The sequence below is a fragment of the Phycicoccus avicenniae genome (assembly GCF_050496545.1).
GTDB classification, from domain to species: Bacteria; Actinomycetota; Actinomycetes; order Actinomycetales; family Dermatophilaceae; genus Phycicoccus; species Phycicoccus avicenniae_A.
Window position 1 is genome coordinate 16,892 of sequence record NZ_JBNVZV010000020.1, and the last position, 17,668, is coordinate 34,559.

Genomic DNA, 17,668 nt, shown 5'->3' on the forward strand with positions numbered 1-17,668 from the left:
CCCGCGAGCCGGGGTGGACTGGTCGGCATGCGAGCAACCCACCTGTACGGCGCCGGCGACGTCCGCGTCACCGACGCCCCCGACCCGACGGTCCAGCACCCCACTGACGCCCTCGTGCGCGTGACCCGCGCCTGTGTCTGCGGCAGCGACCTGCACCCGTACCACTCTGCCCCCGCGGGCGAGCCGACGACGATCGGCCACGAGTTCGTCGGTGTCGTCGAGGAGGTCGGGGCGGAGGTCGCCACCCTCTCGCCCGGCGACTTCGTCATCGCGCCGTTCGCCGTGTCCTGCGGCAAGTGCGAGTTCTGCCGCGCCGGCCTCCAGACCTCCTGCGTCGTCGGCGGCTTCTGGAACGACGCGCACCTCGGGACGGGCGGTGGCCAGGCCGAGGCGGTGCGCGTGCCCCTCGCCGACGGCACGCTCGTCCCGGTCCCCGGCGTCACCCCCGACACCGACGAGGCCCTGCTCGCCTCTGTGCTGACCCTCTCCGACGTCTACGGCACCGGGTGGCACGCGGCGGTCCGCGGCGGGGTGACGGCAGGCAGCACCGTGACGGTCATCGGCGACGGCGCCGTCGGCCTGCTGGCCGTCCTGTCGGCGAAGCAGCTGGGCGCCGAGCGCATCGTCCTCATGGGACGGCACGCGGCACGGACCGACCTGGGCCGGGCGTTCGGGGCCACCGACGTCGTCGCCGAGCGCGGGGACGAGGGCATCGCCGCCGTCCGCGACCTCACCGAGGGCGGCAGCCCGGTCGTCCTCGAGGCGGTCGGGCACCGGCCGGCGTACGACCAGGCGGTCGGCGTGGTCCGTCCCGGGGGCGTCATCAGCCGCGTCGGGGTGCCGCAGTACGAGGAGGCCCCGGTCGGCTTCGGCAGCCTCTTCGGCGGGAACGTCACCCTCACCGGGGGTCCCGCGCCGGTCCGCGCGTACATCGAGCAGCTGCTGCCCGCGGTGCTGGACGGCATCGTGCAGCCCGGCCGCGTGTTCGACCGCACCGTGGCCCTCGAGGACACGCCGGCCGGCTACGCCGCGATGGACGCCCGCGAGGCGCTCAAGGTGATGGTCCGCCCGTGACGACGGCCGCACCCCGCGTGGTGGAGACGGACCACGAGGACCCGGTACGCCGGCCCACCGCCGTGCTCGCGATCATCCTCGTCAGCTACTTCATGATCCTGCTCGACAACTCGGTCGTCTTCACCGGCCTGCCGAGCATCCGCGAGGACCTGACGCTCTCGCCGACCCAGCTCTCCTGGGTGCAGGACGCCTACACCCTCGTGTTCGGCGGCCTGCTGCTGCTCGCCGCGCGGGCCGGGGACCTCGTCGGCCGGCGGCGGCTCTTCGTCGTCGGGCTCCTCGTCTTCGGGACCGCGTCGGCGCTCATCGGCGTCGCACCGGCCGGCTGGTGGGTCATCGCGGCGCGGGCCCTGCAGGGCATCGGCGCGGCGATCGTCGCCCCGACCTCGCTCGCCCTGCTCACGGCGTCCTTCGAGGGCGAGGCTCGCGCCCGGGCCGTGTCCTGGTACGCCGCGACCGCGGGCATCGGCGCCAGCCTCGGGCTGGTCGTCGGCGGGGCGCTGACCGACCTCGTCTCGTGGCGGGCGGCCTTCCTCGTCAACGTGCCGATCGCCGTGGCGATGGTCGTCGGCGCGCGGGCCGTGCTCGTCGAGACGCCCCGTCGCAGTGGGCGGTTCGACCTCACGGGGGCGGTCACCGCCACGCTCGGGATGGGCGCCCTGGTCTTCGGGGTCATCGAGTCGGCCGAGTCCGGCTGGGGGTCGGCCCGGGTATTCGCGGCCCTGGGCCTCGGGGTGGTCCTCCTCGCCGGGCTCGTCGTCAACGAAGCGCGGGCCGAGCAGCCGATCATGCCGCTGCGCCTCTTCGCGAGCCGTGAGCGCAGCGGCGCCTACGGTGTCCGGCTGCTCTACCTCGGGGCGATGATCGGCTTCTTCTACTTCACGACCCAGCTGATGCAGGACGGCCTCGGGTTCACGCCCCTCCAGGCCGGGCTGGGCTTCCTGCCGATGTCGGTCGTGAACTTCGCTGTGGCGCTGGCCATCCCACGGTTGAGCCGTCGGGTACGCGGCCCGGTGCTGCTGGCGGTCGGCGTCGCGCTCACCCTCGCCGGGATGGCCTGGCTGAGCCGGGCCGGCGTCGACGGCTCCTACCTCGTCTCCGTGGCCCTGCCGATGGTCCTCGTCGGAGCCGGGCAGGGGCTGGCCTTCGCGCCCCTCACCAGCGCGGGCATCGCCGGGGTCGAGCCGCAGGATGCCGGCGCGGCCTCGGGGATGCTCAACACGGCGCACCAGTTCGGGATGGCCCTCGGGCTCGGTGTGCTCGTCACGGTCTCGGCGAGCGCCGGCTCGGCGACCGGTGCGCCGGCCGCCGTCGCCGAGCACGTCCGCGCCGCACTCACCGGGAGCAGCGTGCTGCTGGCCCTCGCGCTGGCCGCGGTGCTCGTCGTCCTCCTCCCGACGGCCCGGGAGCCACGGTGAGCGCCCCCGACCGGCGGGCCGTCGTCGGTGGCGGCGCCGGGGCCGCCGCACTGGGCCTCCTGACGGCGTGCGGCGCCGGTGACGGAGCACCGGTTCCGACGGACTCCGCGTCGACGGCGTCGTCGGCATCCGGGGCAGCGCCGTCCGCGAGGGGGACCGGTGGGCGCACGCTGCTCGCCGTCTTCTCGCGGGCCGGCGAGAACTACTCGTACGGCGGCCGGGTCGACCTCGAGGTCGGCAACACGGCGGTGGTCGCGGACATCGTCGCCGACCTCGTCGACGTCGACCGGTTCGAGATCCGGGCCGCCGACCCCTACCCGGAGTCCTACGACGACACCGTGCGACGCAACGTGCAGGAGCAGGACGCCGACGCCCGCCCGCAGATCGCGGGGTCGCTCCCGGACCTGACGGGCTACGAGACGGTGATGCTGGGCAGCGGCGTCTGGAACGTCCGGGCGCCGATGATCATGCGCACCTTCGTCGAGTCCGTCGACCTCGACGGGAGGACCGTCCTGCCGTTCGTGACGTACGCCGTGAGCGGCCTGGGCCGGGTCGCCGACGAGTACGCGGAGCTCCTCCCGCGCTCGACCGTCGGTGAGGGGCTCGCGGTCCGCGGCGAGGAGGCGGCCGGCGCCCGCCCCGACGTCGAGGACTGGCTGCGCCGCACCGGCCTGCTCGACTGACCACCCACCACCCGCACCACCGGAGAGAGACCACGATGACCGTCCCGACCATCACCCTGAACAACGGCGTCCTCATGCCCGCCCTGGGCTACGGCGTCTTCCAGACCCCGCCGGACGAGACGCGCACCGCGGTCACCACGGCGCTCGAGACCGGCTACCGGCACATCGACACCGCGGCCGCCTACGGCAACGAGCGCGAGGTGGGCGAGGCCGTCGCCGCCTCCGGCCTGGCCCGCGACGACGTGTTCGTCGAGACCAAGGTCTGGATCAGCGACTACGGGTACGACGAGACCCTGCACGCCTTCGACAAGAGCGCCGGCAAGCTCGGGCTCGAGCAGCTCGACCTGCTGATCCTCCACCAGGCCCTGCCGGGCGAGTTCGACCTGACCATCGCGGCCTACCGCGCGCTGGAGCGGCTGCTGGCCGACGGGCGGGTCCGGGCCATCGGCGTCAGCAACTTCATGCCCGAGCACCTCGGACGGCTCCTCGAGGCCACGAGCGTCGTCCCGGCCGTCAACCAGGTCGAGGTCCACCCGTACTTCCGCCAGCCCGAGGTCCTCGCCGCGGACGCCGAGCACGGGATCGTCACCCAGGCGTGGTCGCCCATCGGCGGGATCACCTTCTACCGGGACGGGTCCCACGGCTCGACGCTGCAGGACCCGACGATCGGCGGGATCGCCGCGGCCCACGACCGGACCCCCGCCCAGGTGATGCTGCGCTGGCACCTCCAGCAGGGGCGCTCGGCCATCCCCAAGTCCGTCACCCCGGCCCGGATCGCCGAGAACCTCGACGTCCTCGGCTTCGAGCTGGGCCCCGACGAGCTCGCCGCCATCGACGCCCTCGACACCGGCGTGCGCGGCGGACCCGAGCCCGAGGCGATCACCCGCGAGGCCTTCGGCCGCGAGATCCCCGAGGCCTGAGGCCTCGGCACCGACCCGTCCACCCAGAGAGGACCACCATGGAGCTCGACCCCCGCAGGCCCACCGTCCGGAACCCGCCGGAGAACTTCACCGGCGACGTGTGGCTCGACCCCGTCGCCGGACCGCGCGACGAGGGCTGGACCCTCATGGCCAACATCGTCCGGTTCGGGCCCGGGGCCCGGACCGCCTGGCACAGCCACCCCCGCGGCCAGACCCTGTACGTCCTCGAGGGCGTCGCGTGGGTGGAGACCCGCGCCGGCGAGAGGCAGGAGGTCGGGGCCGGCCGGACCGTCTGGTGCCCCCCGGGCGAGGAGCACTGGCACGGCGCGACGCCGGACTCGTTCATGGCCCACCTCGCCCTCAACGACAGCGGGGGCGACCCGGCCTCGGCCGCCGTCTGGGGCGAGCACGTCACCGACGAGGAGTACCTGGCCGGGGCAGAGCCGGTGTCCTGAGCGGGCATCCGTGCTCGGGCGCACCGCAGCCTCCGCTTCCCAGCCGCAGGGGTGATGATCGGGGGGTGCCCCGGGCCACCGACGTCCCGGGGCACGCCGAGCGACGGGAGCGCACCGCATGGACCTGGACCTGACCGAGGACGAGCGCGACATCCGCCAGTGGGTGCGCACCTTCGTCGAGAAGGAGGTCATGCCGCTCGAGCAGGACGTCCTCGCGCGGGAGCGGAAGCACGAGCGTGGTCTGCCCCCCGAGGAGCTGAAGCGGTTGCAGGACAACGCCCGTGAGGCCGGCTTCTTCGGCGTGCTGACGCCCGAGGAGTACGGCGGGATGGGGCTGTCGGCCGTCATGGCCGCCCTCGTTGAGGTCGAGCTGGGCCGCTCGTTCGTCCCGTTCCGGTTCGCCGGCGAGGCCGACAACATCCTCTTCAACGCCTCGGAGAGCCAGCAGGACGAGTACCTGCGGCCGACCATCGAGGGCACCCGGCGCAGCTGCTTCGCCATCACCGAGCCGGGCGCCGGCTCGGACGCGCGGGCCATCCGCACGAAGGCCGAGCGCGACGGCGAGGACTGGGTCATCACCGGCGAGAAGACGTTCATCACCGGCGGTCACGAGGCCGACTTCGTCATGGTCTTCGCCGTCACCGACCCCGAGGCCCACAAGGAGGGCCGCACGGGCGAGTCGGTCACCTGCTTCCTCGTCGACCGCGAGCGGGGCTGGACCTCGCACCCCATCGACACGATGGGCGAGTGGGGCCCGGCGGCGCTGACCTTCGACGGCGTGCGGGTGCCGTCGTCCGCGGTGCTCGGCGAGGTCGGCAAGGGCTTCGCGCTCGCGATGCAGTGGATCGGCAAGGGCCGCTACCTGCTGCCCGCCCGGGCCCTCGGTGGCTGCGAGCGGATGGTCGAGATGGGCATGGAGTGGGCCCGCAACCGCGAGACCTTCGGCAAGCCGATCGCCGAGCGGCAGGCCATCCAGTGGATGGTCGCCGACTCCGCGGTCGAGATCGAGGCGCTGCGCTGGCTGGTCCTGTCGGCCGCGTGGCAGGTGGACGCGGGGCGCGACAGCCGCCAGGGGCAGTCGATGGCCAAGCTCTTCGGCGGCGTGCACGCCAACGAGATCGTCGACCGGATGCTCCAGGTGCACGGCGGGATGGGCTACACCCGCGAGCTGCCGCTGGAGCGCTGGTACCGCGAGCTGCGGCTGCTGCGCATCTACGAGGGCACCGACGAGATCCAGCGCCGGACCATCGCCCGCAACCTCCTCGCCGGGCACGCGAGCGTGCGCGGGCACCTCGGCTGACGCCCATCCCCTCCTCCATCACGCGCTACGCCGCAGTACCGGTCGCGATCACGACGAGTACTGCGGCGTAGCCCGGTACCGGAACGTCAGGCGGCGGAGAGGCGCTCCACCTCGTCGGCGCTCAGCCGCAGCTCGGCGGCCTGCACCGAGTCGGTGATCGACTCCGGCCGCGACGCCCCGGGGATGGGGATGACCACGTCGGCCAGGGCGAGCTCCCACGCGAGGGCCACCCGGTGCGGCGAGACGCCGTGATCGCGCGCGACCTCGGCGAACGCACCGTGGTCGTCACCGAGCCCGGACGCCTTCTTGATGCCGCCGAGCGGGCTCCACGGCAGGAACGCGATGCCGAGCTCCGCGCAGTGCCGCAGCTCGTCGAGCGAGGAGCGGAACGCGGGCGAGAACTGGTTCTGCACCGACACCAGGCGCCCGCCGAGCACCTCGTTGGCCTCGTCGATCTGGGCGACGGTGGCGTTGGAGATGCCGGCCATCCGGATGACGCCCTCGTCGAGCAGGTCGCGCAGCGCGCCGACGGACTCGGCGTACGGCACGTCCGGGTCGGGGCGGTGGAACTGGTGGAGGCCGATCGCCTCGACGCCGAGTCGCTGCGCCGAGGCCTTCGCGGCGTCCTTGAGGTACTCGGGACGCCCGTTCAGGGTCCACGAGCCGTCGCCGGGGCGCAGGTGCCCGGCCTTCGTCGCGACGAGGATGCTCGAGGCATCGCCGCCCCACGAGCGCAGGGCCTTCGCGATGAGCGCCTCGTTGTGGCCGACCTCGCCGGCGTCCCGGTGGTAGGCGTCCGCGGTGTCCACGAGGGTCACCCCGGCGTCCAGCGCCGCGTGGATCGTGCGCACCGAGCGCTCCTCGTCGGGGCGTCCCTCGATGGACATCGGCATGCCGCCGAGGCCGATCGCACCGACCTGCAGGTCTCCGAGCGTGCGCTGCTCCATGGGTGGGCTCCTTCGTGTCGGGGATGGCGCGCGCCGCCTGGGCGCGCACCGCTCACACCCGGGCCAAGGTCCCTGCGGGCCCGGATGTTCCCCGGTCCCGGGCGCGCGCCGGCCGGACCCGGTCAGTCCTCGGTGTACCTCTTGCTGTTCGCCCAGCGCTCGCCGGCGTCGCCGCCCCAGGCATCCCACGCGACGCGGCCGGGCGAGGGGTAGCCCTCGCCGCCGCGCCGGAACCCCGCGGCGTCCTTGTCGACCGCGTGCCGCGAGAAGTAGTCGCGCATCCGCCGCAGCACGTCGGTGCTGACCTCCTCGCCCTCGGCGAGCTGCTTGGCGCGCCGGCGTCCGGTGTCGGTGAAGCCGCTGCCGGCCTTCCCGTCCCCGATCCAGCCGACCGCGCGCGCCGCAGCGCGCCGCACGTCCTTCGGGGGGACCGGGCTCACTGCTTCTTCCTGAGCGCCGACTCCTTGTGGGCGGCGGTCGCCCCGGTCTTGGCGGACTCGACGATGTAGTACGGGTCGTCGTCCGTCGGCTTGAACTGCTGGCCGTCGTGCTGGAAGTCGCTGGTCCGCTTCTCCTTCACGGTGCCGTGCGTCGTGCCCTGCGAGGTGTTCCAGCTGATCTCGTCGCCCTTGCTGTAGCCCATGTCGTGCCCCTCCGTGCTCGTCGGTCCCCGCGGTCCGCACACGCTAGCCCTCCCGGTGCGTCGATGGCGGCGAGGTGACACGACGATCTCGAGCACGTCGAGGCATCGGGAAAATCCGTTGCCGCACAGCCGGACCCGACCTACCGTCGAAGGATGTTCACGATGACGACGGTGACCTGCCGTGCGCGCCTCCGGGCGCCGGCCCGCCCCCACGGACTGGGGATGGCACCGGCTCTCTGACTCCTGGGCCCGACGCGTCGTCGCCGCCGGCGATGTGTCACCGGGCGACCTCGTCCTCGACCCCGGTGCGGGCACGGGGGTGCTGACGCGCCACCTGCTCGCCCGCGGTGCGCGGGTCGTGGCCGTCGAGCTGCACCCGGGGCGGCTCGCGGCCCTACGGCGCATCGACTCCCCGCGCCTCACCGTGGTCCGGGCCGACGTGCGCGACCTGCGGCTGCCGCGCGAGCCGTTCCGGGTCGTCGGCAACCCGCCCTTCGACGGGTCCACGGCCCTCCTGCGACGCCTCACCGCACGCGGCTCGCGCCTCGTGGGCGCCGACCTCGTGGTGCAGCGCGCCGCCGCGCAGCGCTGGGCCGAGGGCCGGGCACCCGGCGCGGGCCGCTGGGCGCGGGAGTACTCGGTGGAGGTGCCGCGCAGCCTGCCGCGCTCGGCCTTCCACCCCCGGCCCGCGGTCGACTGCGCGGTGCTGCAGGTCCGCCGGCGCCCGTGACGCCGGGGCCGCGAGGGGTGTCATCGAGCGTTCGCCGACCGTTCACGGATCCCGCCGCCCGCTCGAGTGGTCGGGGTCGGTCGCCGGTGTTAGGTTCCCGACGCACCGTGAGCGGGTCGAGCCGTCGAGGACAGGTCGGCGCTCCCCGCGAGACCCAGGAGGATGCATGAACCGCACGCCGTTGCGTGGGCTCGTGGTGAGGGTGGCCGTCGGCGCCCTCGCCCTGGCCGCCCCCGTCGCGCTGACGCCCACCCCCGCGTCGGCCGCCGCCACCGACCTCTTCTTCTCGGAGTACGTCGAGGGCTCGAGCAACAACAAGGCGCTCGAGATCTACAACGGGACCGGGGCCGCCATCGACCTCGGTGCCGGTGGCTACACCGTCCAGGTCTTCCCCAACGGGGCGACCACGGCCAACAGCACCACGCCGCTGACGGGCACCCTGGCGGCCGGCGACGTCTTCGTCGAGGCCAACACGAACGCCAACGCCGCGATCCTCGCCGTGGCCGACCTGGTCACCGGCAACGCGAACTGGAACGGTGACGACGCCGTCGTCCTCCGCAAGGGCGACACCGTCCTCGACGTCATCGGTCAGGTCGGCACGGACCCGGGCACCCGCTGGGGCGCCCCGCCCACCAGCACGATGGACAACACCCTCCGCCGCAAGGCCACGGTCGAGGCCGGGGACACCAACCCCTCCGACGCCTTCGACCCCGCCGCCGAGTGGGACGGCTTCCCGGTCGACACCGTCGACGGTCTCGGGGCCTACGGCGACGCCGCCCCGCGCGTCCTCTCCGTGACCCCGGCCGCGGGCTCGACCGCTCCGGTGGCCTCGGACGTCACCGTGACCTTCAGCGAGCCCGTCACGGCCCCGGCCTCGGCGTTCTCCCTGACCTGCGGCGGCACCCCCGTGGCCTTCGCCCTGAGCGGCGGCCCGACGACCTTCACCCTCGACCCGGTCGAGGACCTGCCCTTCGGCGCCTCCTGCGCGGTCACGGTCACCGCCGCCGCGGTCAGCGACGTCGACGCGGTCGACCCGCCGGACACGATGGCCGCCGACGTCACCTCCGCGTTCTCCACCGCCGAGGACATCGACCGCTGCGCGCTGCCGGCCACGGCGGTCGGCGCGGTCCAGGGCACCACGGACACCACCCCCCTCTCCGGCCAGACCGTCACCGTGCGCGGCGTCGTCGTCGCCGACTACGAGGGCGCCAGCCCCGCCCTGCGCGGCTTCTACCTGCAGGACACCGGTGACGGCGACCCCGCCACCTCCGACGGCATCTTCGTCTTCAACGGCGGCAACCAGGACCTCGTCTCCCGCGGCGACCTGGTCACCGTGACCGGGACCGCCGGGGAGAACCAGGGCCAGACCCAGGTCTCGACGGACGCCACGCGCATCGCCGTCTGTGGCACCAGCACGGTCGCGCCCACCGAGGTCACCCTGCCGATGGCCGATGCCACCGCCTTCGAGAAGTACGAGGGCATGTCGGTCACCTTCCCGCAGACCCTCTCGGTCACAGAGCACTTCCAGCTGGGCCGCTTCGGCCAGGTGGTCGTCTCCTCCGGCGGCCGGCTCCAGCAGCCGACCAACGTCGTCGCCCCCGGTGCCGAGGCCAACGCGCTGCAGGCGAAGAACACCCTCAACCGGCTGATCGTCGACGACGCCTCCCAGGCCCAGAACCCCGACCCGATCATCTGGGGCCGTGGGGGCCAGCCGCTCTCGGCGGCCAACACGCTGCGCGGCGGCGACACCGTCACCGGTGCCACCGGCGTCATGACCTACACGTGGGGCGGCAACTCGGCGAGCCCGAACTCCTACCGGCTGCGCCCCGCCGACCAGAGCGGTGCCGGCATCCGGTTCGAGGCCGCCAACCCGCGCCCGAGCGGCCCGGAGGACGTGGGCGGTGACGTCCAGGTCGTCGGGATGAACCTGCTCAACTACTTCAACACCTTCACCGGCTGTGCCTCGGGGACGACCGGCGGCGCCATCGACTGCCGCGGGGCCAACAGCGCCGCCGAGTTCGAGCGGCAGGCGGCCAAGACCGTGGCGGCGATGCTGAAGCTCGACGCCGACGTGTACGGCGTCAACGAGATCGAGAACGACGGCTACGGCTCGACGAGCGCGCTCGCGGACCTGGTCGGCCGGCTCAACGCGGCCACCGCGCCGGGCACCTTCGCCTACCTCGACGTCGACGCCCGCACCGGCCAGCCCGACGCCCTCGGCAGCGACGCCATCAAGGTCGGCAGCATCTACAAGCCGTCGGTCGTCACGCCCGTCGGGAAGACCGCGGCGCTCAACACCCCGGAGTTCGTGAACGGCGGTGACGATGCCCCCCGCGCCCGCCCCTCGCTGGCCCAGGCCTGGGAGGTCAAGGCCACCGGGGGCGTCTTCGTCACCGACGTCAACCACCTGAAGTCCAAGGGCTCGGCGTGCTCCGTCCCGGATGCCGGTGACGGCCAGGGCAACTGCAACGTCGTGCGCACGAACTCGGTCAAGGCGCTGCTCCAGTGGCTCGCCACCGACCCCACCGGCACGGGCGACGACGACGTCCTCCTCGTCGGCGACTACAACTCCTACGCCAAGGAGGACCCGATCCGCACCCTCGAGGAGGGCGGCTTCACCAACCTCGTCGAGAAGTTCCAGGGCAAGGACGCCTACTCCTACGCCTTCGACGGCCAGTGGGGCTACCTCGACCACGCGCTCGGGTCGGCCTCGCTCGTCGGCCAGGTCACCGGGGTCGCGGACTACCACATCAACTCCGACGAGCCCGCGATCCTCGACTACAACACCGAGTTCAAGTCGGCGTCGCAGGTGGACTCGCTCTACGCGCCGAACGAGTTCCGCGTCTCGGACCACGACCCGGTGAAGATCGGGCTCTCGCCCGACGGCCCGCCGCGGGTCGAGGCCGGCTTCGTCGACGGCTCCGTGGCCTGCGGCCGGGACAACGCCCAGCTGGAGGTCACCGTCACCGACCCGGGTGACACCGCGACGGTGAAGGTCGAGTGGGGCGACGGCACGACCTCGACGGTCGAGGGCGTCAGCGGTGAGCGCACCATCGGCCACACGTACGCGAAGGCCGGCTCGTACGCCGCGACCGTCACCGTCACCGACAGCCGCGGCAACGTCGTGACGACGACCGCCCCCGTGGTCGTCGAGTTCCGCCTCGACACCGTTCCGGCGGACGGCTCGACGCTCACCCTCCCGCGGGGTGTGCCCGTGCCGGTGCTCGCGCTGGTCCGTGACTGCGACGGCCGGTTCGCGTCGACGACCGCCCCCGTGGCCACGCTGACGCAGGGCGGCACCACCGCGGCGACGACGACGCTGTCGGCCGCAGGGCCGGTGTGGCACGGCCTGCTGCGCACGTCCGGCCTCGCCAGGGGCACCTACACGCTGAGCGTGACGCTGCCCGAGACGGGCCAGTCGGAGACGGCGACCTTCCGCCTGCGCTGACGTCTGGACCTGACGACGAGGCCCTCGGATCCGCGCGGACCCGGGGGCCTCGTCATGTCCCGTCGCGCTCAGTCCCGCGAATGTGTGTGAGCTCGCGGGGGATTCCCGGCGAGTTCACACACATTCGCGGTGAGATGAGGGGGCGCTCGGTCAGGGGACGAGGACGATGCGCCGGCCCGCCCGGCCCGCAGCGACGGCCGCCCACGCGGCGCCGACCTCCTCGAGCGGGACGACGTCGTGCTCGACGGCGATGCTCCCCGCTGCCGCGTGCCGCAGCACGGTCGTGAGCACCTCGGCCTGGCGCGCGGGGGTCAGCGAGACGTTCGTGTACCCGAGCACGGCCGCCGACCGGCTCCGCAGGACCGCGGAGTCGACCGTGACGGCCGGACCGGCGCTGCTCCCGAGGTTGACGAGCCGGCCGCCGGTGGCCAGGGCGCTGACGGCCGCGGTGCCGGGGACGCCCGCGAGCGGGTCGACGACGACGTCGAACCCGTCCTCCACGGTCCCGAGCAGCCGGGCCGTCAGGTCGGCCGCCCCCTCGCCCGTCCGCAGCTCGACGACCGCATCGGCGCCCAGGGAGCGCGCCCGCTCCAACGCCTCCTCGGACCGGGCCGCCGCCACCACGCGCCCGGCCCCCAGCACCCGTGCCGCCCCGACCGCTGCCTGGCCCACGGCCCCACCGGCCGCCAGCACGAGCACCGTCTCCCCCGGCGCGAGGGCCGCCCGGCGCTCGAGCACCTCCCAGGCGGCGACCGCCGAGAGGCCCAGCGCGGCCACGGCGGTGTCGTCGAGGGCGGCGTCCAGCGGCACGACGGCGGCCGCGTCGGCCACCGCGAGCGCGGCCATCGCCCCGTCGCCGGGGGTCATCCCCGCGGTCGTCGGGAACCAGACCCGGCGGCCGACGAGCTCCGAGGGGCCGTGGCGCACCACCCCGACGCCCTGCACCCCCGGCACATAGGGCAGCGCCGGCGCCCCGAAGTACGACGTGCCCGACGCGCAGAGGACGTCCAGCGGCGTGATGGGGCTCGCGGTGACCTCGACGAGCACGCCGTCCCCGTCCGGCACCGGCGGGTCGGGGTGCTCGGCCGGCTCGGGGGCCCGGCCGGGCGCGGTGACCGTCGCGGCGCGCACGTCAGGTGGCGATGTCGGGGTAGGGCAGCGACAGGTGGGCCAGCGCCGCCCCGTAGCCCTTCTGGTACGACAGCGGCTCGGGGTGGTCGCGCTCGAACATCGCGATGAAGAGCGTGAGCGTGAGGAACGGGTGGGCGCCGAGCTGGAACAGCGCGACGTGGTCGTGCGCCATGAGGGCCGCGCGCTCGGGACCGGTGAAGGCCAGCCAGGTGCTGGCCTCGCCGTCGGTGACGTTCAGGATCCGGTTGGCCTGCGTCTCCTCCCACCACGCGACGAACCCCTCGGGGTCCTCGCGGTAGCGCTCGACGAGGTCGGGGTCGCGGTCGACGGTGAACAGGAACTTGTCCAGCAGGTACTTGCTCATGTCGGCGCTCCGTCCGGGTACCAGGTGAAGTAGGCCTCCATCGTGTGGAAGAGGTCGAGGGAGTCGACGTGGTCGGCGCGCACGCCCTGGCCGGCGACCCCCATCATCAGCATGAAGTCCATGAAGCCGTGGGTCGCGTTGCCCGGGAGGTGGAGGCTGTCGAGCGTGACCTCGCCGAGGCAGCCCTCGAGGTCGCCGTTCGCGATCCACTCCACCGCCTTCCGGTCGAAGTCGGGGTCCGGGCCGTGCGGCCCGAACTGACGCGGTCCGCCGAGCTCGAGCGAGAGGTGCCCTGTGCCGATGACGGCCACCCGCTGGTCGCTCGGCCACGACTCGACGAGCTCGCGGATGGTGCGGCCGAGCTCGACGAAGCGCTTCGGCTGCGGCAGTGGCGGCGCGAAGATGTTCGTGTAGATGGGCACGATCGGCAGGTCGGCCTCGGGGCGCAGGGTGATGATCGGGCAGGTGATCGAGTGGTCGATGCGCAGCTCGTTGCTGAAGGCGAGGTCGAAGCCGGAGTCGAGCCCGCCGCGCAGGATGTGCGACGACAGCTCCTCGTGGCCCTCCAGGCGGAACCTCGGCAAGCCGAACTCGCGCTCCTCGTTGTACCAGTTGGCATCGTAGACAGGCGCTTTGCCCACGAGGAACTGCGGCATGTTGTCGAGCCAGAGCTGGTGGAAGTGGTCGCTGCCGACCATCACGAGCACGTCGGGCCGCGCGCGGGTCAGCGTCTCGCGGAAGCGCTCGATCTTGGCCACCCACTCGTCGGCGAACGGTGGGCGCTCCTCTCCGACAGCGGTGCTCGCGCGGTAGTAGAACGGGTGGTGCGTCGAGGCGATGACGGCGACGACCTTCGCCATGGTGAGGTCTCCTTCCCTGCGGTCAGCTCTGGGGGTCCACGTACTCCGCGTTGCGGTCGACGGACAGGTACACGTCCATCCCGATGGGGCGGCGGCGCTCCTCGGCGATCTGCCCGAGCAGGCCGGCCGCCCGGGCCAGGAGGGCGAAGCCGCGGAGCAGCTCGACGGGGAGGCCGAGGTCGGCCAGTGCGGCGCCGCACACCCCGGCACCGTTGAGCGGCAACCGCTTCCCGAGCACCTGCTCGTGGACGCGGCCGACCGCCTCGAACAGCCGCAGGTGGGGCCCGCGCAGTCCTTCCTCCTCGGCGATGCGCAGCAGGACGGGGGTGCGGGGGTCGCCCTGCTTGTGCACGGGGTGACCCAGGCCCGGGACGAACCGCCCCGCCTCCTTCGTGCGGCGCACGGCCTCGAGGGCGACGGCGTCCCATCCCTCGTCGGTGGTCGGCAGGTCCGCGCCGAGGTCGGTGACGACGGCGTCGAGGAAGGCGCCGCAGTCCTCGGTGACCCCCAGGAAGCGTGACCCGCCGCCGAGCAGGCCGGCGGCCATCGCCCCCTGGAGCGAGTCCGGTGCCGAGAGGTAGGTGAGCCGGGCCGCGATGGCCGTCGGCGTGAAGCCGTGGTCGGCGAGGGCCACCAGCACCGCCTCGAACACCTTTGTCTCTGAAGGCTTCGGGCGGCGCATCGCGACGAGCCAGAAGGCCAGCTCGCCGAACCCGACCTTCCCCATGAGGTCGGCGGTGAGGTCCTGGCCGAGCAGGCGGATCTCGTCGGCGCTCGAGGTACCGAGCGAGGTGGGGTAGCCGGTCATCCGTCCGTCTCCTCGGTGTCGGCCGACGGGGCAGCGAGCCAGCGCCGGATCTCCTCGCCGTGCTCGTCGAGCGAGGGGGGCGGCAGCACGTAGTCGGGGGGCGAGTCGGAGAGCCGGATGGGGTTGCGGACCGACGGCACCGCGGTGGCTCCGTCCCCGACCAGCACGACCGGGTCGAGCCCGACGGACTCGGCGAAGGCCACACCGCCGTCGACCGAGTTGATCGGGCCGCACGGCACCCCGGCGGCGGTGATGTCGGCGAACCACTCCATCGTCGTGCGGGTGGCCAGCCGCTCGACGAGCAGCGGGCGCAGCTCGTCGCGGTGGGCGGTGCGGTCCTCGTTGCCGCGGAAGCGGGGGTCGTCGGCGAGCTCTGGCACACCGAGCACCTCGACGAGCCGGCGGAACTGGCCGTTGTTGCCCGCCGTGATGATGAGGTCGCCGTCGGCGCAGGGCATCGGCTCGTACGGGAAGAGGCTCGGGTGGCTGTTGCCCATCCGGGTCGGGACGACGCCGCCGGCGACGAAGGCGCTCGACTGGTTGACCAGCCCGGAGAGCGCCGAGGACAGGAGGTTGACCTCGACGTGCTGGCCGCGGCCGGAGCCGGCGCGTGCGTGGAGGGCCGCGAGCACCCCGATGCTCGCGTGCAGGCCGGCCATGACGTCGAACACCGAGATGCCGGCGCGGAACGGTGGGCCGTCCGGGTCGCCGGTGAGGCTCATCAGGCCCGAGATCGCCTGCACCATGAGGTCGTAGCCGGGCAGGTCGCGCCCGCCCGGCCCGCTGCCGAAGCCGCTGATCGACGCGTAGACGACACCGGGGTTGGTCGCCGCGACGGTGTCGTAGTCGAGGCCGAAGCGGGCCAGGCCGCCGGGCTTGAAGTTCTCGACGAGGACGTCGGCGCGGCGGGCCAGCTCGCGGGCGGAGGCGAGGTCGCTCTCGTCCTTGAGGTCCAGGGCCACCGAGCGCTTGTTGCGGTTGACGCCGAGGTAGTAGGTCGAGACGCCCTCGCGCACCGGCGGGCTCCACGTGCGGGTGTCGTCACCGCCGGGGGACTCGACCTTGACCACCTCGGCCCCGAGGTCGGCGAGCAGCATCGTCGCGTAGGGGCCGGCGAGGATGCGCGAGAAGTCCGCCACGAGCAGGCCGGAGAGGGGTCCGGAGCGGGTGGCCATCGATGCTCCTTCCCGTCGCCTGCCGTCTTCAACGGACAGGTGTCCGCCCGGTGTGTCTCTCGAGTCTCACCGCGGTCGAGCGACCGTGTCAAGAGCCTCGACGGGCAGTGTCGACGTCCTCCGCCGACCCTTGACAGCACGGCCGCTCGGCGCCCACAGTGACCGGAGCGGCACAGGGGTGCCGCTGGGCGGACATCCGTCCGCACGACCCTGGACAGGAGAGGTCATGGCTCACGACGAGGTGGCCGACGGCCGTCCGGTGCTGTTCCGGAACGCCACGGTGCTGACGATGGACGACACCCACAGCGTGCTGACCGGGGGCGACGTCCTCGTCGTCGGTGACCGGATCGCCGAGGTCGGCCGCGGTCTCACCGCCCCCGACGGCGCCCTCGAGGTCGACGCGGCCGGTGGCATCGTCATGCCGGGCATGGTCGACACCCACCGGCACATGTGGCAGACCGCGATGCGCGGCTACGGCGCCGACTGGACCCTCACGCAGTACTTCGTCTGGTACTACCTCGAGCACGGCCGGCGCTTCCGCCCCGAGGACGTGCACACCGGCAACCTGCTCTCGGCCTGGGACGCGCTCGAGGCCGGGGTGACGACGACCGTCGACTGGTCGCACGGCCTGCAGTCCGTCGAGCACGCCGAGGCCGCGGTCGACGCCCTGCAGGCCGTGCCGGGGCGCTTCGTCCTCGGCTACGGCAACATCCAGGCCGGGCCGTGGGAGTGGACCGCCGACCCCGCGGTGCGCTCCTTCCTCGAGCGCCGCCGCGGCGACCTCTACGGCTGGCAGCTGGCCTTCGACGTCACCGGCGACCCCGCCTTCCCCGAGCGGCCGGCCTTCGAGGTCGCCCGCGAGCTCGACCTCCCGGTCACGACGCACGCCGGCGTCTGGGGTGCGACGAACGACGACGGCATCCGGCTCATGCACGAGAACGGGTTCATGGACGAGCGCACGGTCTACGTGCACGCCGCCACGCTGGCCGCCGACTCCTACCACCGCATCGCGGCCACCGGCGGCACGGTCTCGGTCTCGACCGAGTCCGAGCAGAGCGCCGGTCAGGGCTACCCGCCCACCTGGCAGCTGCGCCGGCACGGCATCCCGGTGGCGCTCTCGATGGACACCAGCGTCTGGTGGAGCGGCGACCTGTTCTCCGCGATGCGCACCACCCTCGGCGCCGACCGCTCCCGCGAGCACCTCGAGGCGCACGCCGCCGGCGACACCGTGACCAACGTGCACCTGCGGGCCGAGCAGGTCGTCGACTGGGCGACGCGCGGCGGGGCCCGGGCCCTCGGGAAGGACGAGATCGGGTGGATCGTGCCCGGCGCCAAGGCCGACGTCGTCCTCATCCGCAACGACGCCTCGCCCGTGTCCTTCCCGGTGCTCAACCCGTACGGGCACGTCGCGTTCCAGGCCCAGCGCGGCGACGTGCACACCGTCCTCGTCGACGGCCGCGTGGTCAAGCACGAGCACCGGCTCGTGGGCTGCGACCTCGCCGACCTGCGCCGGCGCGCGGAGGCCACCGTCGAGCACCTGGTGTCCGAGATGGGCGAGCAGGCGTGGACCGACGGGATGAACCCCGCGCTCCCCGACGACGACGGCAAGGTGCTCGACAACCCGTACCAGTACACCGACTTCCGCACCGACACCACGCTCGCGCGCGGCACCGTGTTCGGCGAGCCGGGCGCGGGCGACCAGGGCTGAGCGG

At 73.4% G+C, this 17,668-nt stretch carries 17 protein-coding genes; 9 read left to right on the forward strand and 8 right to left on the reverse strand.

Annotation, left to right across the window (positions count from 1 at the left end):
• The first annotated feature begins 27 nt into the window (after window positions 1–27).
• The 6 genes from ACQZ2A_RS15600 (at window position 28) to ACQZ2A_RS15625 (ending at window position 5,850) form a co-directional block, all read left to right on the forward strand.
• On the forward strand, window positions 28–1,074 hold the full coding sequence (locus tag ACQZ2A_RS15600) for an alcohol dehydrogenase catalytic domain-containing protein (RefSeq protein ID WP_430212933.1): 1,047 nt from the start codon (window positions 28–30) through the stop codon (window positions 1,072–1,074).
• Window positions 1,071–2,492: an MFS transporter gene (locus ACQZ2A_RS15605; RefSeq protein WP_430212936.1), complete on the forward strand. Its 1,422-nt coding sequence runs from the start codon at window positions 1,071–1,073 to the stop codon at window positions 2,490–2,492. Before ACQZ2A_RS15600 ends, ACQZ2A_RS15605 begins: the two co-directional genes overlap by 4 nt.
• A complete protein-coding gene (locus ACQZ2A_RS15610) occupies window positions 2,489–3,175 on the forward strand; it encodes a flavodoxin (RefSeq protein WP_430212939.1) in 687 nt (228 codons plus the stop codon). The genes ACQZ2A_RS15605 and ACQZ2A_RS15610 overlap by 4 nt, the downstream gene beginning before the upstream one ends.
• Window positions 3,176–3,210: 35 nt before the next feature.
• Entirely contained in the window at window positions 3,211–4,095 is an 885-nt protein-coding gene (locus ACQZ2A_RS15615; RefSeq protein ID WP_430212941.1) for an aldo/keto reductase, read from the forward strand.
• Window positions 4,096–4,133: 38 nt separating this feature from the next.
• The gene (locus tag ACQZ2A_RS15620) at window positions 4,134–4,550 is read left to right on the forward strand and encodes a (R)-mandelonitrile lyase (RefSeq protein WP_430212944.1); all 417 of its coding nucleotides are present in this window, start codon (window positions 4,134–4,136) and stop codon (window positions 4,548–4,550) included.
• A gap of 118 nt (window positions 4,551–4,668) precedes the next feature.
• Window positions 4,669–5,850, forward strand: coding sequence for an acyl-CoA dehydrogenase family protein (locus tag ACQZ2A_RS15625; RefSeq protein WP_430212947.1), 1,182 nt, complete (start codon window positions 4,669–4,671; stop codon window positions 5,848–5,850).
• Window positions 5,851–5,936: 86 nt separating this feature from the next.
• On the opposite strand, the gene ACQZ2A_RS15630 is transcribed toward ACQZ2A_RS15625, so the two are convergent.
• From ACQZ2A_RS15630 to ACQZ2A_RS15640, 3 genes are all read right to left on the reverse strand, one after another.
• Window positions 5,937–6,797: an aldo/keto reductase gene (locus ACQZ2A_RS15630; RefSeq protein ID WP_430212950.1), complete on the reverse strand. Its 861-nt coding sequence runs from the start codon at window positions 6,795–6,797 to the stop codon at window positions 5,937–5,939.
• 122 nt (window positions 6,798–6,919) lie between these two features.
• On the reverse strand, window positions 6,920–7,237 hold the full coding sequence (locus ACQZ2A_RS15635; RefSeq protein WP_430212952.1) for a hypothetical protein: 318 nt from the start codon (window positions 7,235–7,237) through the stop codon (window positions 6,920–6,922).
• Window positions 7,234–7,440: a DUF2945 domain-containing protein gene (locus ACQZ2A_RS15640; protein ID WP_430212955.1), complete on the reverse strand. Its 207-nt coding sequence runs from the start codon at window positions 7,438–7,440 to the stop codon at window positions 7,234–7,236. The genes ACQZ2A_RS15635 and ACQZ2A_RS15640 overlap by 4 nt, the downstream gene beginning before the upstream one ends.
• A 181-nt stretch (window positions 7,441–7,621) precedes the next feature.
• Between ACQZ2A_RS15640 and ACQZ2A_RS15645 the strand changes: the two genes are divergently transcribed.
• Entirely contained in the window at window positions 7,622–8,170 is a 549-nt protein-coding gene (locus ACQZ2A_RS15645; RefSeq protein ID WP_430212957.1) for an rRNA adenine N(6)-methyltransferase family protein, read from the forward strand.
• A 166-nt stretch (window positions 8,171–8,336) separates the two neighbouring features.
• Entirely contained in the window at window positions 8,337–11,618 is a 3,282-nt protein-coding gene (locus ACQZ2A_RS15650; RefSeq protein ID WP_430212960.1) for an ExeM/NucH family extracellular endonuclease, read from the forward strand.
• Between the two features lie 150 nt (window positions 11,619–11,768).
• Here ACQZ2A_RS15650 and ACQZ2A_RS15655 read toward each other — a convergent pair whose 3' ends face one another.
• From ACQZ2A_RS15655 to ACQZ2A_RS15675, 5 genes are read right to left on the reverse strand one after another with little or no spacing between them, the layout of a single operon-like run.
• Window positions 11,769–12,749 carry a zinc-binding dehydrogenase gene (locus ACQZ2A_RS15655; protein ID WP_430212962.1) on the reverse strand — a complete coding sequence of 327 codons (981 nt, stop codon included), beginning with the start codon at window positions 12,747–12,749 and terminating at the stop codon, window positions 11,769–11,771.
• A gap of 1 nt (window position 12,750) precedes the next feature.
• The gene (locus tag ACQZ2A_RS15660; RefSeq protein ID WP_430212964.1) at window positions 12,751–13,113 is read right to left on the reverse strand and encodes a hypothetical protein; all 363 of its coding nucleotides are present in this window, start codon (window positions 13,111–13,113) and stop codon (window positions 12,751–12,753) included.
• The gene (locus ACQZ2A_RS15665; RefSeq protein ID WP_430212966.1) at window positions 13,110–13,973 is read right to left on the reverse strand and encodes a hypothetical protein; all 864 of its coding nucleotides are present in this window, start codon (window positions 13,971–13,973) and stop codon (window positions 13,110–13,112) included. Before ACQZ2A_RS15665 ends, ACQZ2A_RS15660 begins: the two co-directional genes overlap by 4 nt.
• Window positions 13,974–13,995: 22 nt before the next feature.
• On the reverse strand, window positions 13,996–14,781 hold the full coding sequence (locus ACQZ2A_RS15670; protein WP_430212969.1) for a citryl-CoA lyase: 786 nt from the start codon (window positions 14,779–14,781) through the stop codon (window positions 13,996–13,998).
• The gene (locus ACQZ2A_RS15675; RefSeq protein ID WP_430212972.1) at window positions 14,778–15,956 is read right to left on the reverse strand and encodes a CaiB/BaiF CoA transferase family protein; all 1,179 of its coding nucleotides are present in this window, start codon (window positions 15,954–15,956) and stop codon (window positions 14,778–14,780) included. The genes ACQZ2A_RS15670 and ACQZ2A_RS15675 overlap by 4 nt, the downstream gene beginning before the upstream one ends.
• A gap of 226 nt (window positions 15,957–16,182) precedes the next feature.
• Here ACQZ2A_RS15675 and ACQZ2A_RS15680 point away from each other — a divergent pair, with 226 nt between their 5' ends.
• The gene (locus ACQZ2A_RS15680) at window positions 16,183–17,664 is read left to right on the forward strand and encodes an amidohydrolase family protein (RefSeq protein WP_430212975.1); all 1,482 of its coding nucleotides are present in this window, start codon (window positions 16,183–16,185) and stop codon (window positions 17,662–17,664) included.
• Window positions 17,665–17,668: the final 4 nt, after the last annotated feature.